Source organism: Cellvibrio sp. ARAG 10.3, from assembly GCF_051846955.1.
GTDB lineage: Bacteria > Pseudomonadota > Gammaproteobacteria > Pseudomonadales > Cellvibrionaceae > Cellvibrio.
Genome location: NZ_JBPYCU010000002.1, coordinates 169,634 through 185,187, shown reverse-complemented (window position 1 = coordinate 185,187; position 15,554 = coordinate 169,634). Strand labels below are relative to the sequence as shown.

Genomic DNA, 15,554 nt, shown 5'->3' with positions numbered 1-15,554 from the left:
TGATGTTATTGTTTGATGTTCTCGCCGTGTAAGCCACATTCTTTCTTTGTGGCTTCCTCCCACCACCAGCGACCCTCGCGCTCATGTTGACCTGGGCCAACCGGTTTGGTGCAGGGCTCACAGCCGATAGAAATAAACCCGCGATCATGCAACTCGTTGTAGGGCAGGTTATTGCCGCGAATGTAATCCCACACGTCCTGTGAGCTCCAGTTAGCAAGCGGATTAAACTTCGTCAGTGTCGCGCCGGGGCGAGCAAAGGCAGTGTCGTTCTGAATAACCGGAATGCCGGCGCGGGTGCCGGGGCTCTGGTCTTTGCGCTGGCCGGTTATCCATGCATCCAGTGTATGCAGCTTGCGGCGCAGCGGCTCAATCTTGCGGATACCGCAGCACTCCTGATGACCATCCTGATAAAAGCTGAACAGGCCCTTCTCACCAACAAATCGGCGCAAGGCTTCTCCGTCTGGTGAAAGCACATCAATCCTGATGCCGTAGTGTTCGCGCACCTTATCGATAAACCGGTAGGTTTCTGCATGTAATCGGCCTGTATCCAGGGTAAATACCTGAATGTCCGGTTTCATGCTGACTGCCATATCAACCAGCACCACATCTTCAGCACCGCTGAAGGAAATGGCGATATTGTCAAAATGGGCGAGGGCGTGTTTGAGGATCTTGCGCGGTGACTGGGTTTGCAATTCAGCATCCAGATCAACCAGATTGATCAGTTCACTGGCCATAATTCATCTTCTCTTGCTGGACTTCTCGGCGGGTTTTACGGCTGTCAATGCATTGCCATGCTGATTAGGGAGCCTGAGCACGGGTCGCGAAGGATAACAGAGGCAGGATTAACTTCCTAACATCCTGTCCTGAACCCGTTCTTGTGCTCTTGCCCCACTTATGCCAATTGCATCCGTGAAACAATGTTTAATTAAAAGCCGATAAGGATAAAAAATACACATCATGTGGTGCTCAATAAACAACCAAAGCACAAGGTGTAGCGTAAAGCGCTGGAAAATCAGCATATTATAGGGGGGAACTTATTGTTAATTGTAGGAATAAATTATTTTATATTTATTTCTTTTAGAACTATGTTCCACGTGAAAAGGCGGCGTTTGCTTTCAGTAGGAGAAACGGGTAGATTGCCGCCAACTTTTATTCGCTGCGCACTATAGGCGCCTTATTTTTCTTATTTAGCTGGAGGTTGATGTGGAAATAGCATGTCTTGATCTTGAGGGTGTATTGGTTCCGGAAATCTGGATTGAATTTGCCAAAGCGACCGGCATTGAGTCGCTTAAAGCTACCACCCGCGATATCCCGGATTACGACGTGCTGATGAAGCAGCGTCTGCGTATTCTGGAGGAAAATAATCTGGGTTTGAGCGAGATCCAGGAAGTCATCGCCACCCTCAAACCCCTGGATGGCGCAGTGGAGTTCGTGGATTGGCTGCGCGAGCGTTTCCAGGTGATTATTCTGTCAGACACCTTTTATGAATTTTCCCAGCCCTTAATGCGTCAGTTAGGTTTTCCCACGCTGTTTTGCCATCGTTTGAATGTAGATGAGCGTGACCGGGTGGTGGATTACACCCTGCGCCAGAAAGACCCGAAGCGCCAATCGGTCCTGGCATTGAAGGCGCTTTACTATCGTATTATTGCGGCGGGTGATTCCTATAACGACACCACCATGTTGGGCGAAGCCGACGTAGGTATTTTGTTCCATGCGCCGCAAAATGTTATTGAGCAATTTCCTCAATTCCCCGCCGTACACACCTACGAAGACTTGAAAAAAGAATTCATCAAAGCAAGCAATCGTAACCTGAGTTTGTAATGGCTCTATGCCCCAAGTATGAGCGCCCCATGTAGCTACATGGGGTATGGGGCTCTGCACGAATTTCCTTTTTTCTTTTGAATCCGTTTCATCGGCTCACTCCTCTCGCCTCATTGCAGTCGGCATATTCAGACTGTAAAAAACCGTAATGATATGTGCGAATAATGCAGCAAACTGGCTAAGGTGTAGGCTGCTATTTCACATCGACGGTTTTATTTCAACGCTTTAGTGCGAAACCTTTTTCTCAACGCCTTTATCTCAACAACAATTGTTGCAAAACATTTAGTTCGATAGACCAAATGCCTTTGGCACGCGTAATTACCTGATTCATAGGTTCACGGTAGGTGGATTACATCCATGCCGTCAGAAAATAAACATCAAGGGAATTCTATGCTGAATAAAAAGTACCTGGTCCATCTATGCTCACCGCTTTGGTTATTGATGTATGGGGTCTTGCTGGCCCACGAAGTGCGGGCCGATACCGCGGTAAAAGTGGCTGCCGCTACCGTTGAGCGGCGTGAGTTGATTGAAGAGGTTCCGCTGACCGGTACCGTGTCCTCGCCCAGGATTTCAGTATTGTCCACAGAAGTGGCCGGACTGATAAACAAGGTTCATGTGGACGCCGGTGATCAGGTTAACGCCGGGGATGTATTAATAGAGCTGGACAACACCTTGAGCGCGATAGATCGCGACAGTGCCCGCGCTGCAGCCAGAGGCGCGCGCGCCGCCTGGGAAGAAACTGAAAAACGGCTGGCAGATGCGCAGGCATTAGTGGCGCAACAAAATATCGCCGCCAGTGAAGTGCGTGCGCTCCAGGCGCAGGCAGAGATTGACGAGGCAGCTTGGCAGACAGCAGATGCGGAAGCGCGGCGCCAGGAGGCGGAGTTTCAGCGCCACCGATTAAACGCGCCGTTTTCCGCTACCGTCAGTCGCAAACTGGCCGAAGTCGGTGAATGGCTAGCGCCGGGAGCAGAGGTGTTGGAGCTGGTGGCAACCGAAGGGCTGCGTATTGATTTTCAGGTGCCGCAACGTTTTTATCCGCGCATTCATGACCACACCGCTATCCAGATAACGATTGATGCATACCCGGAGCAAACGTTTGCGGGCAAGGTGCATCGCAAGGTGCCTCTGAGTGATAACAGCGCACGCACATTTTTATTGCGGGTGTTACTGAATGAGGCGCAACAACCTGAATTAATTCCAGGTATGTCTGCTCGGGCAGTGCTTAATCTGGTGGTAGATGATGCCGGTATTGTTGCGCCGCGCGATGCCTTGCTGCGTTATCCGGATGGGCGGGTGAGCGTCTGGGTTGTTGAAACAAAGGGCGACAAGAGCCGCGTGCGCGAGCAACAGGTTAGCCTCGGTCTGGCCTTTAATCATCTGGTGGAGATTCGCTCCGGTCTTGAGGTGGGTCAACAGGTGGTGGTGCGTGGCAATGAAGCGCTGCGTGCAGATCAGGCCGTGACACTTGAAAACGCTGCGGATGAGTAGTTGCCATGTTTGAGAAAATAGTTCGCCATGGCATCCTCGTTACGGTAACGGTTTTGATTATCTGTGTGCTGGGTGCGCTGGCCGCGTTGCGTATTCCGGTGCAAATGATCCCCGATCTGGATGTGCGCACCATCAGCATCCAGACGCGCTGGCCCGGTGCAACACCGCAGGATATTGAAAAAGAAATTCTGATCGAACAGGAAGAATACCTGCGCAACATTCCCTACCTGGAAGAGCTGACCGCCACCGCGAATACCGGCTCGGCCGAAATCGAACTGGAATTTCCCTTTGGTGTTGATATCACTGAAACCCTGATTCGGGTCAATAACGCGCTGACCCAGGTGCCGTCTTATCCTGAAAATGTGGATGAGCCCCAGGTGTTCGCCACATCGTTTTCTGCCAATGCTTTTATGTATTTTCGTGTCTCGCCTCTGCCGGAAAATCCGCGTGGACTCGACATGGATATGATGCGCGACTTTATCGAAGACAATGTGCGCCCGCGCATGTCCAGCGTCGCCGGTGTGGCGCAAGTGGATGTGGGCGGCGGGGCAGAGCGGCAGATTCAGATTCGTGTTGACCCGGATCGCCTGGCGGCACGCGGTTTGGGTTTAATCGATGTTCGAGCGGCCATTGCGGCACGCAATCGCGATATTTCCGGCGGTGAACTGGAAAGTGGAAAACGTTTGTATTTGCTGCGCACCGTCGGGCGGTTTCGTGACCTGGCCGAGCTTGAAAATCTGATTCTGCGTCGCGACGGCGACAGCCTGACCCGCCTTGGGGATGTGGCGGACATCAAGCTGGATCATTTTAAAATTCGCGAGACCTCCTATGTGGATGGTTTACCGGTAATCAGCATGTCCGTACGGCGTGAGAGTGGCTCCAACGTGATTGCCATCAAGGAAGCGATGATGCGCGAAGTGGCGTTGATTAACCGTGAGCTACTCAATCCAGAGGGCATGGAATTGCAACGCACCGCAGACGATGTGGTCTATGTGCAGGACTCGGTGATCAATGTCTGGAAAAACCTGATCCTTGGTGCGCTACTGGCGACGGTGATCATGTATGTGTTTATCCGGTCTTTGAAGGTTACGGCGCTGGGCGTGGTGGGTATTCCTATCTGCACCATCGCTGCGTTCCTCGGTTTGTTGATTGCCGGGCGCACCGTGAATGTTATCTCCCTGGCCGGTGTGGCTTTTGCCATCGGCATGACGCTCGACAATAGTATTGTGGTATTGGAAAGCATTGAACTTGAACGGCGTCGGGGGCTGGATCGTGTACGTGCGGCTATCACCGGTGTACAGAAAGTATGGCCGGCGGTGCTCGCTTCCACTCTTACTACCGTCATGGTTTTTCTGCCAGTGATGTTTATTGCCGAAGAGGCAGGGCAGTTGTATTCAGATATCGCCATTGCCATCTCTGCATCCATCCTGGTGTCGATGCTGGTGGCTATTACGGTCATTCCCACCGCCAGTGCACGCATGGCATTTTCCGGCGAAACGCCGGATTACAAATTGGGTGCGCGCTTGCATCGCGCCATTATGAATCGCGTCACCTGGCTGATAGAAACGCCGCGCCGCCGCGCTGCCTGCATTGGTATTACGGTGTTGCTGAGCACGGCTGTTGTGCTGTTCCTGACACCGCCGGCGGAGTATTTACCGGAAGGTGAAGAAGCCAAAACCTTTGCGTCCATGAACGCGCCACCGGGCTATAACCTCGCCACCATGGAAGAGATCGGACGGGAAGTGCAGGCGTATTTTCTGCCGTTTGTGGATGATGAGCCGGAAGCATTTGATGCGGGTGAAACGGAAGTGCCGGCCATGCGGTACGTGAATATGCGCGTATCACCCCAGGGCTTGCGCATCATCACAGAGCCCAAAGATCCCGCCCATATCGATGCGTTGATGGCAGCCTTGGTGCGCAAATATGAAACCTACCCGGGCATGCGGGCATTCGCCGCGCGGGGTTCTATCATCAGCAGCAACGACGGCGGAACCCGCAGCGTTAATCTGGACATTTCCGGCCCCGACCTGGCGAAGTTATACGAGGTCGCGCAATTAGCCTACAACCGTGCTGAAGAGATCTTTGACGAGCCCAGCATTCAATCGCAGCCATCAAGTCTATCGCTCGCGCAACCGCTGTTGGCCGTGCGGCCCAATTGGCAACGCGCTGCCGAAGTGGGCATGACCGCAGAAGACATCGGTTTTACGGTGGCGGCATTGACGGATGGCGCTTACGTCAATGAATTTTTCCTCGACGACAGCAAGATCGATATGTACTTGTACAACGAGGATGGTCCCGGCGCGAGTGTGGAAACCCTGTCGCGCATTCTGGTGCACACGCCGGTGGGCAGCGTGCTGCCGTTATCTGATTTAGTCACTGTGGAAGAAACCGTGGACACCAGCACCGTGCGGCGCGTTGATGGGCGGCGGACAGTAACCTTAAATATTATTCCTCCGCGCTCCGTTGCGCTGGAAACCGGTGTCGAACGCGTGCGTACCGAATTGGTCCAGCATCTGCGTGATACCGGGCAAGTGCCGCTCGGGGTGAGCCTGAATATTTCCGGTGCCGCGGATCAACTGGATGCAACGCGCGAAGCCTTGAGCAGTAATTACCTGGTAGCACTGGTGATTATTTATTTGTTGATGGTGGCCATCTTCAGCCACTGGGGTTACCCCATGTTGATCATGACTACGATTCCCTTGGGGATCGCCGGCGGCATTGCCGGTCTCGCCATTCTTAATCTCCTGGGAACTTTATTGGCGGCGGTGGGATTGGGTGGTTTTCATCAGCCCTTCGACATGATTTCCATGCTCGGTTTTTTAATTTTAATGGGCACGGTGGTGAATAATCCCATCCTGATTGTCGACCGCGCGATCAGCAATATGGTGGAAGAAAATATGTCGCCGGTAGATGCAACGCGCGAAGCGGTAGAGTCGCGTTTGCGGCCAATTGCCATCTCGACGATTACCACCATTTGCGGTTTGGCTCCTCTGGTATTTTTACCGGGTGCCGGTAGCGAATTGTATCGCGGTGTCGGCGTGATAGTTATGTCCGGTATTGTCGGCGCAGCGCTGGTTACCTTAACCATGTTGCCGACACTGCTGGTGGCCGTGTTGGAGTGGCGTAAGAAACGCGTAAAAAATCATAGCGAAACGGCACCAGAAAAATAAATGTAGAGAATTTGGCATCTGGGTTTTCAGTGGCTAAAATTTTGTGCTTCGTCGAACAGACCTGGCTCTCGGGCGAGTCATAACCTGCGTATGCAAAGACAATTTCCGTTACACGGATTTTATTCACGCATCACAGGAGAACAACGATGAACTACGAAACTCGTGATACCTACGGCATGTACAAAAGTCATGACAACCGTGGCCCCGGCCCACGTTTGATGGGTGCCGATACGCTCATCGGCAACGATGTGTACAACCACAAGGATGAAGATCTGGGTGATATCAAGGAAATTATGCTGGATATGTCTTCAGGGCAAGTGGCCTACGCGGTGTTGTCCTTCGGCTCGTTCCTGGGTATGGGCGAAAAATTATTTGCGGTGCCCTGGAGTGCGTTAACGCTGGATACCATCAACAAACGTTTTATTTTAAACGTCGAAAAAGAACGCCTGAAAAGTGCGCCGGGTTTTGATAAGGATGACTGGCCGGATATGGCAGACCAGTCCTGGTCGCAGGACATTCATGCCTACTATGGCACGCGTCCCCATTGATCCGCGCCCACTTGAAGCAGGATTAACGAAACGGAAGTCGGCAGGTACAGCATGCGTTATGCATGCTGTAACCGCGTTATTTACTGCGCGAATAAACAATGAAAATTTTAGTACAGGCAACGCTTGAATAAACCGATCGCCATCTGATAACCCAGCATTTGTAATTCCGCATCGTATCGCTCACCTTCATCGCGCATAAAGGCGTGAACCCCATTGAATTCATGCCAGGTAAATTTCACCTTTTTCTCGACGAGGTTGCTGTAAATTTTTGCGCGACCTGCGGCGGGAATGTGAGGATCCTGTTTGCCCCAGATCATCTGCAATTCGCCCCGGATTTCGCCGGTACGTGTCAGGCTCTCGTTGCCTGGCTGTGACGGGGTAAGGCCGGAGTGTATATCGGTGGCGTAGAAGCAGCTGGTGGCGGAAATGTCGGGATGGATCGCGGCGCGATAAGCCAGCCCGCCACCCAGGCAAAAGCCCATTGCACCGATCTTGCCGGAGCAATAGGGCAGAGTACGCAGGTAGTCGATCATCGCCTGAGTGTCGGTATCATGGGCTTCCAGAGTTTTGGCTAGCTTGTCGGCGTTGCCTTTGTCGCGCCCGGCATCGTCATAACCCAGCACGGTGCCGATGGGGTTCAGTTCGTGGAAGACCTCAGGCACCAGCACTACAAAGCCATGGCCGGCCATGATTTGTGCGCTGCGTCGAATGGGGCCGGTCTGCTGGAAGATCTCGGAGTAGAGCAGGATGGCGGGATAGGTTTTCGCGGTTGTGCTGTCGTCTACCGGGCGGTATACATAAACCCGCATGGTGCCGGTCGGTGTTTCCAGATCCACGTGATGGTTTTGAATCAACATACTTGATCTCCCTCAGAGTGATGAATATCTACCGCTCACGCGGTGTGATAACGCGGTTAGTGGTCAGTGGCTGAAAAATGCTTTTGCAGGGTGTCCATCAGTAGCCGTACCTTGGTGATGCTTTCCTGGTATTCCCGTTCGATCTCGGAATCTGCCGTAATACCGCCGCCGCCCCAGCAGTGCACCCGGCCCTGGCTGCACACCAGGCTGCGAATGGCGATGTTGGTGTCCATACGGCCATCGGCGCTGATGTAGCCCAGGCTGCCGCAATAAACGGAGCGGCGCACCGGTTCCAGTTCCTCAATGATCTCCATGGCGCGAATCTTGGGCGCGCCGGTGATACTGCCGCCGGGAAAGCAATCGCGCAAGATATCCAATGCTGCGATCCCTGGTCGCAAGCGAGCGGTGATGGTGCTGACCAGGTGGTGCACATTGGCAAAGCTCTGCAGGCTGAACAGGGCCGGCACACTCACCTGGTCGCAATGCTTGCTGAGATCGTTGCGCAGCAGGTCCACGATCATCAGGTTTTCTGCACGATCCTTTTCGCTGGCCAGCAGGGCGGTTGCGTTAGCCTGGTCCGTCAGCGGGTCTGAACCGCGCGCGATAGTGCCCTTGATGGGCTGGCTTTCCACTTGTCCATCGGCATCGACGCGGATGAACCGTTCTGGCGACAGACTCAGGATGGCGCCGCCCGGCAATTCCATAAAGCCCGAGAAAGGTGAGGGCAAGGCGGAACGCAAGGCAAGGTAGGCGGCGAGCGGATCACCCTCGTACCCGGCGCTGAAACGCTGCGCAAAATTCACTTGGTAGCAATCGCCTGCACGAATGTAATCCTGGATGTGGTCAATCGCATTGGCGTATTTATTTGCATTAATTTCATTGCGGAATTCATTGATTTTAAAGGAAAATATATCACTCTTAAGGTTTTGCTTTAACTCGTGAAACCGAACTATTTGTTCAATCTGAGTCAGATCACCCGCCTCTGGCAAACTGACCAGCCAAGCCCGCTGCTGTTCATGATCCTGCACGATAGCCCAGAGGTAGATCCCCACGCACAGATCCGGCAGTTCAATATCCCGAACAGCCTGTTCAGGCAGCTTTTCCAGACGCCGGCCCAGGTCATAACCGAAATAACCCAGGGCGCCCCCGCAAAAGGGTACCTCGCCCACAGGGGCTACAGATTGAGGCAGGTGGGCCTGGAGTACTGCAAAAGGGTCATCGGTCGATTCGCTGATATGTCCGTCCATCCGACTGATACGGGTATGGGTGCCCGTCGTTTCCAACCAGCAATGGGGTGCTGCGCTGATGATGTCATAACGTCCATACGTACTATGCGGGCGCCCGCTGTCGAGCCAGATCGGCCTCGGCAGGTGGCGCAGCGCGCAATACCAGTGTGCGCTGTCAGCAAGGTAGGGAATAGGACGAAGCATAGAGACTGGCATGGAGACATCAGGCATTCAAAAAAGGGCGGCCATTCTAACAGATAAGCCGGGCATGGCTCCGACGACGAAATTTTCCACGAAATGACGTTTAAAGCATTTTTCTCTGCAATTAGGTGTTTTTGTGCGCAATATCGCGAGTAATTAGGATGATTTTTCGTCGACTGATACCGTGCATCCTTGCATTATTCGAACTACACTTACGGCCCTTCCCGCCGGTAACGTGAGTTTTCAGGAGTAACCTCCCATGCGCTTATGCACCTTCAGGCTCATTAGCAGCGGGATTATCCTCCTCTTGATCGCTTGTTCGCCCGCGCCGGATAACCGCGCCGGATCGGGACGCATGTCCTTCGCTACCACCGCGCTGGATGCGATGGAAAATGAATTACTGGCGAAGGGCTGGCGGCATGGCACCCTGGAGATCCGTGTGAGGGTTGAGCAGGGCGGCAAATTGCATGAAGAAAGCTCCGCCGGGGGCGGCACCAAGACTGCTGTGAAATGGGCGTTCAATCTGAAGGCGCGGCGTCTGTTCGACGTATTGGTTGCCCCGGACCTGGCTCAGCTCCCATCCCCGGCTGAAACGGAGGATGCGTTGCGCTCGGGCATCAACCGCTCGCCTGTTTACCTGAAACCTCTGGTGACACAACAGCCCCCCCAAGGGCGAGTTGAATACACTAAACGCCTCACGATTGACTCTCCAGGTTCTGACACCTATCGCCATCTGAAAGAAAACACCCGTGCTGAGGGCGCAATTCAGCAATTGCGCATCGTCAACCTGCGCCCGTCATTTTATGGGCGAGGCTATGAATTCGAGCTGCTGCTTGCCTATGACATGATGATGCACAGTACTAAGCTGGCGCAGCCCGTGAAGGGATCAGCCACCTATGTGGAAGAAGAGTTGCCGGTGGACGAAAGCTTGATCATGCATCTGTACCCTGAACCTGATCTCGACGTGCTCTACGCCCATCCTTTTGGAGCGGCTGCGTCGGACAATGGTCGGCAATTGGCGCTGGATAGATTCAGGGCCCTGCAAGATGTGGCAACAGGCGTTACCCTGATCGGCGATCTCCGTCCTGGCGTGCAATGGTCAGGAGAGCGGGACGAATTAACCCTCAGCTATAACCTGAGCGGCAACTCCCAGCCGCCCCTGTTTGGCGACATCACCGGACTGGCCACCCGTATAAACCCCAACCGTGTCAAGGTTGAGGTCATTATTAAAGCGCGCTAACGCCGTCAGCCTTTTCCCGCCGCTCTCGATTCTTTCAACTATCCTTACAGCTGTTTCAGTTATAAAACTGCCCTTTTAATCTACTAAACATCACATATGCCCTTACTCAATAGCCTTCTTAAACACTGGCTGCGCCTGCAGTGCCAGATGGTTGCGACCACCTCGGCGGGCGTGCTGGTCAGTCAGGGCAATGCAGACGGCCATCAACCGTTTGTGCGTTGGCCGGACCAGGAATCGGCGGCGCCGGCGCTGCTGGCGTTGGCCGGGCAGGTTATGGCCAAGCAACGTTTGCAGCTGCAACCCGATGGGGAAGCCTTGTTGTTAGGGCAACCGGTAACGGTGGATGGTGCTTTTTGGGGCGCGGTGGTGTTGCGCATCGGCAAACGTGAAAAACTTGACCTGCAGGCCACGCTTAAATTGTTGCAGTGGGGCACGACCTGGCTGCAATTTCTGCTCTTTCAACAGGCCAACGAGCAGCGTGATTTATCGGCTAAAGCGCAAGAGCACCTTGAGTTGCTGGCCAGCGTGCTGCGTGAGCCATCCTTGGCGGAGGCGACCATTTCCCTGGTGAACCGGCTGGCCACGCGCCAACCGTGTGAACGGGTCAGCCTGGGGCTGTGCGCGCGGCGCAGGCTCGATCTGGTGGCGGTATCCTTCTCGGCCAACTTTGACAAACGGACCCGTTCCATGCAGGAACTGACGGCGGCGATGCAGGAGGCTGTAGAGCAACGGCAAGATATCCATCTGTGCGCGACAGACGCTGCCGCCGCAAACCCGGCGCAGCTCCTCCGTTGCCATCGGCTAGTGCAGCAGTCCCGTCCGTCGATGGATGTGCATACCTTTTTATTGCGCCATCAGCAGCAGGTTATCGGCGCCCTGGTGATGGAGGTGCCGGCCGCTACTCCCCTGGGTACGGCTGACCAGGAATGGATCGAGCAGTTGCTCTCTCTGGTTGCGCCGGTGCTGCACTTCAGGCAAGCCGCCTCGGCGAGTGGCCTGCAGGCATTGCGCAGCGGGCTAACCGGTTTTTTGCAACGCTGGTTTGGGCCGCAGCATCTCACCGGCAAGCTGGTGAGTGGCGGATTGCTGCTGTTCCTGTTGGTACTGTTCATCCCCGCCGATTACCGGGTACAGACTGATGCGGTGGTGGAGAATATCGACCGGCACGTCCTGGTCGCCCCGCAGGATGGCTATCTGGGGGCGATCAACGCGCGCCCCGGTGACCGGGTCGCCCGGCAGCAACTACTGGCCGAGTTGAATGATGCGGAGTTGACGCTGGAGCGGCGCAAACTGGCCAGCCAGGTACAGCAGTATCGCCAGGAATATGACAACGCGCTGGCCACCGCCAACCGCTCCCAGGCGGCTATTGCGGCGGCACAGGTGGAACAGGCGCAGGTCCAGTTGCGCCTGATTGAGCAGCAACTCGCCCAAACCAAGCTGACGTCACCCATTGCCGGCACCATTGTCTCTGACGACATCCGCCAGTCCCTCGGTGCGCCGGTAAAGCAGGGCGAGGTGTTGTTTGAAATCGCGGCGGACGCCGGTTATCTGGTGCAGCTGTATGTGGATGAGCGGGACATCACTGCCGTCGCGCCGGGTCAAACCGGCAACCTGAAGCTCACCAGCCTGCCGGGCGATGCCCTGGCTTTCACCCTGACCCATGTCACGCCGGTGAGCGAAGTGCGCGACGGGCGTAACTACTTCCGGGTGGAGGCTTCCCTGAGTGGCGAAGACCTGGCGGTGCGGCCTGGCATGACCGGTTCCGGCCGGATTCTGGTGGGGCGCCGCGCACTGGGCTGGATTTGGTTTCACGATATCTGGCACTGGCTCAGATTGACCCTGTGGTTCTGACGCCATGAGCGAATCCCTTTTATGGCAACGACTTGAACACCTGCGACCGTCCTTGCCGCGGCATATCAATATCCAGCGTCGCCACTATGGCGATGAGCTCTGGTACGTATTGCACGATAAAAGCAACGGCCGATTCCATCGTCTCAGCCCGTCCGCCTATCGCCTGATGGCGCTGATGGATGGTCGCCGCAGCTTGCGGCAGATTTTATCGGCGGCCGAGCAACCGACGCAGGATGAAACCGCCGAGGCGCCACCCACGCGCGGCGAATTGATAGAACTGTTGCAGTACCTGCACGTCGCCGATCTGCTGATATGCGATATCCCGCCCAATACGCGTGAACTCTTTGTCCGCCAGCAACAGAAGTCCCGCCAGGCCTGGATGCGTCTGCTGCTCAACCCGCTGACCTGGCGTGTTCCGCTGGGTAACCCGGACAGATTCCTCACCCGCCTTGTGCCGCTGGGCCGGCTGCTGGCGAGCCCGACCATGGGGATTGTGTGGCTGATCGTGGTGGGTTACGCGCTTTTGCAGGCGGGCAACCACTGGTCGGAGCTGACCCGGGGCCAACTGGACCGCTTGCTGTCGCCCGCCAATTTGCTTTTGCTGTGGCTGACCTATCCGCTGTTAAAGGTTATGCACGAGATAGGCCACGGGTTATTCACCAAGGTATGGGGCGGCGACGTGCACGAATATGGTGTGGTGTTTGTCCTGGCCACACCGCTGCCTTACGTGGATGCAACCGCGGCTACCGCCTTTCCGGAGAAATCCCGGCGACTGATGGTGGGGGCAGCGGGTATGGCGGTAGAGCTATTCCTGGCAGCTGTCGCCTTACTGGTCTGGTTAGCGATAGAACCGGGATTGGTGCGCGATCTGCTATACAACATCATCCTCATTGGCAGTATCTCGACGGTGTTCTTCAACGGTAATCCGCTGATGCGATTCGACGGTTACCACATCCTGTGCGATGCGCTGGATACGCCCAATCTGGCGACGCGGGCTAACCAGCAGATGTCCTACCTACTGCAAACCTGGGGCTATGGCGTACAAGGCCTGCACTCGCCGGCGGCGACACGGCGGGAGGGCGTCGGGCTGGTGCTCTACAGCAGCGCCGCGTTTCTTTACCGTTTGCTGGTGCTGGTGTTTATTATCCTGCTGGTGGCTGAGCACTTTCCCCGGGCTGGCCTGCTGCTGGGCGCTTGGCTGGTGTTTTTCCAACTGTTGTTGCCCCTTGGCAAGCATGTGCGCTTTTTATTCAAGGATCAGGCGCTGGCGCCCATGCGTCGACGTTCAATTGGAGTGACCGTGGGTGCCGTGGTGTTGCTGCTCGCTGGCTTCTTTTATCTGCCGCTTCCCCTGTCTACGCGGGCCGAAGGCGTGCTCTGGCTGCCCGAGAATGCGCAGGTGCGTGCACAGAGCGCCGGCCAGGTGGCGCAGGTGCTGGCCAATGCCGGGGATCCTGTGGCCCCAGGGGAGGTGCTTGTCGAGCTGCACAACCCGCCGCTGCTGGCCGAGCTGGCATTCAAACAGGCTCACCTTGAGGAATATCGCGCGCGCTATCAGCAAGCCTGGAATGAGGATCGCGTGCAGGCGCAACTCTACGCGGAAGACATTCAGGCGATTGAGGCCGAGCTTGAGCATCTGCAACACCGGGTGAACAACCTGGTGATTCGCAGCGCTGTCGAGGGCCGTTTTGCCCTGACGCAACGCCATTCACTGGTGGGCCATTATCTTGAACAAGGCGATGTGATCGGTTTGATTATCCAGGACGAACCAGCGCGCATTCGCGCTGCCTTGACCCAACAGGAGGTCGGTCTGGTGCGTGAATCTACCCGCGCCGTAGAGGTACGCATGACGGCTGAGCCAGGGTTGTTGTTACAAGGTGAGGCGGGCGCAGAGGTACCTGCCGCCACTGTTAACCTGCCCAGCCCGGTATTGGGTGCGGCGGGTGGCGGGCGCCTGCCGGTGGACACCGCCGACAAAGCGGGTACCAAAGCCATGCACATGGTTTTTCTGGTGGACGTACATGTGCCGGGGCTCGCCCGGGGCAACCGTTACGGCGAGCGGGCCCACCTGTTATTCCGTCACCCGGCGGAGCCTTTGGCGGCACGGCTTCAACGTCATCTGCGCCAGCTATTCATTACCCGCATTGACTTGTGATGGCCGGAGAAATTCTGTCGATCCCGCGCGCGTGATCTATAGTAGAACTAAATAAAATGAACCAGAGACGCTTATGCACCTTATCCTCGCCACGCTTTTTCTGACGATTTTCGCCAGCCTTGCGACAGCCCAAACTCCCAGCGGAACTGAATCTACCAGCACAGAACGCAACGGCACAGAATTGAATTGCCGCATTGAACCACACGTGACGGTTAATGTGAGCAGCGCGGCGGAAGGTTTGATCAGTGAGGTGCTGGTTGATAAAAACCATCGCGTTCAACAAGGCGATGTATTGGCGCGCCTGGAGGCCGGGCTTGAGGCTGCCACAGCGGAATTGCGCAAGGTGCAGGCCGAACTGGAAAGTGATGTGGATGCGCAGCAACTCGCCTTTGATTTCAGCCAGCGGGCGCTGACCCGCGTCACTAACCTCTATGAAAAAAAGGCAGCCTCCTTCGCCGAGTTGGATAAAGCCAAGACAGAACACGCCCTGGCTGCGCAGCAATTGCAACAGGCCAATGACCGTAAACGGCAAGCGGCCCTTGAGCATAACCGCGCACTGGCGGATTTGCAGCGGCGCACCATCCGCAGCCCCATCGACGGCATTGTGGTGGACCGCTACAAACAACCTGGTGAACACATCGACTACGAGCCGGTGCTGCAACTGGCACAACTCGATCCGCTGCGCGTTGAAGTATTTGCACCGGCCAGCCTGTATGGCCTGATCAAAGAGGGTATGAAAGCAACGGTGACACCGGAGCTGGCCATTGCCAAAAAATCTTACCTTGCCGAGGTGGTGCTGGTGGATCAGGTCATTGATGCACCGAGCAATACCTTTGGTATTCGCTTGTCTTTCCCCAATCCCGATTACCAATTGCCCAGTGGTTTGAAATGCAGGGTGCGATTTTCCGGGATAAAAAGCCCCGATCATTTGCTTAGCGGTGGATTCTGAACAACAGACTCATAACCATAAAACCCGTTTTCCATTTTGTTAGAT

11 protein-coding genes are annotated in these 15,554 nt (G+C 55.4%); 8 read left to right on the top strand and 3 right to left on the bottom strand.

The features are described from left to right. Nucleotides 1-5: 5 nt before the first annotated feature. Entirely contained in the window at nt 6-734 is a 729-nt protein-coding gene (locus tag ACSV5M_RS03405; RefSeq protein ID WP_439174182.1) for a phosphoadenylyl-sulfate reductase, read from the bottom strand. 469 nt (nt 735-1,203) lie between these two features. Between ACSV5M_RS03405 and thrH the strand changes: the two genes are divergently transcribed. The 4 genes from thrH to ACSV5M_RS03385 all read left to right on the top strand — a co-directional run bounded on the left by thrH (nt 1,204) and on the right by ACSV5M_RS03385 (nt 7,030). Beyond that, nucleotides 1,204-1,821: a bifunctional phosphoserine phosphatase/homoserine phosphotransferase ThrH gene (thrH, locus tag ACSV5M_RS03400; protein ID WP_439174181.1), complete on the top strand. Its 618-nt coding sequence runs from the start codon at nt 1,204-1,206 to the stop codon at nt 1,819-1,821. Nucleotides 1,822-2,211: 390 nt separating this feature from the next. Then, the gene (locus ACSV5M_RS03395; protein ID WP_439174179.1) at nt 2,212-3,312 is read left to right on the top strand and encodes an efflux RND transporter periplasmic adaptor subunit; all 1,101 of its coding nucleotides are present in this window, start codon (nt 2,212-2,214) and stop codon (nt 3,310-3,312) included. 5 nt (nt 3,313-3,317) lie between these two features. Further along, nucleotides 3,318-6,482: an efflux RND transporter permease subunit gene (locus ACSV5M_RS03390; RefSeq protein WP_439174177.1), complete on the top strand. Its 3,165-nt coding sequence runs from the start codon at nt 3,318-3,320 to the stop codon at nt 6,480-6,482. A gap of 146 nt (nt 6,483-6,628) precedes the next feature. After that, nucleotides 6,629-7,030 (top strand): PRC-barrel domain-containing protein, encoded by a 402-nt coding sequence (locus ACSV5M_RS03385; protein WP_439174176.1) that lies wholly within the window; start codon nt 6,629-6,631, stop codon nt 7,028-7,030. A 107-nt stretch (nt 7,031-7,137) separates the two neighbouring features. Here ACSV5M_RS03385 and ACSV5M_RS03380 read toward each other — a convergent pair whose 3' ends face one another. Beyond that, nucleotides 7,138-7,887, bottom strand: coding sequence for a dienelactone hydrolase family protein (locus tag ACSV5M_RS03380; protein ID WP_439174174.1), 750 nt, complete (start codon nt 7,885-7,887; stop codon nt 7,138-7,140). A gap of 56 nt (nt 7,888-7,943) precedes the next feature. Further along, the gene (gene pabB / locus ACSV5M_RS03375) at nt 7,944-9,329 is read right to left on the bottom strand and encodes an aminodeoxychorismate synthase component I (RefSeq protein ID WP_439174173.1); all 1,386 of its coding nucleotides are present in this window, start codon (nt 9,327-9,329) and stop codon (nt 7,944-7,946) included. Nucleotides 9,330-9,573: 244 nt separating this feature from the next. On the opposite strand from pabB, the gene ACSV5M_RS03370 reads away from it, so the two are divergent. The 4 genes from ACSV5M_RS03370 (at nt 9,574) to ACSV5M_RS03355 (ending at nt 15,509) form a co-directional block, all read left to right on the top strand. Beyond that, nucleotides 9,574-10,554, top strand: a complete 981-nt coding sequence (locus tag ACSV5M_RS03370) for a hypothetical protein (RefSeq protein ID WP_439174171.1) — start codon at nt 9,574-9,576, stop codon at nt 10,552-10,554. Nucleotides 10,555-10,650: 96 nt separating this feature from the next. After that, nucleotides 10,651-12,405 (top strand): efflux RND transporter periplasmic adaptor subunit, encoded by a 1,755-nt coding sequence (locus ACSV5M_RS03365; protein WP_439174169.1) that lies wholly within the window; start codon nt 10,651-10,653, stop codon nt 12,403-12,405. A 4-nt stretch (nt 12,406-12,409) separates the two neighbouring features. Continuing rightward, nucleotides 12,410-14,560, top strand: coding sequence for an efflux RND transporter periplasmic adaptor subunit (locus ACSV5M_RS03360; RefSeq protein WP_439174168.1), 2,151 nt, complete (start codon nt 12,410-12,412; stop codon nt 14,558-14,560). Nucleotides 14,561-14,633: 73 nt separating this feature from the next. Next, the gene (locus tag ACSV5M_RS03355) at nt 14,634-15,509 is read left to right on the top strand and encodes an efflux RND transporter periplasmic adaptor subunit (RefSeq protein WP_439174167.1); all 876 of its coding nucleotides are present in this window, start codon (nt 14,634-14,636) and stop codon (nt 15,507-15,509) included. The last annotated feature ends 45 nt before the right edge of the window (nt 15,510-15,554 follow it).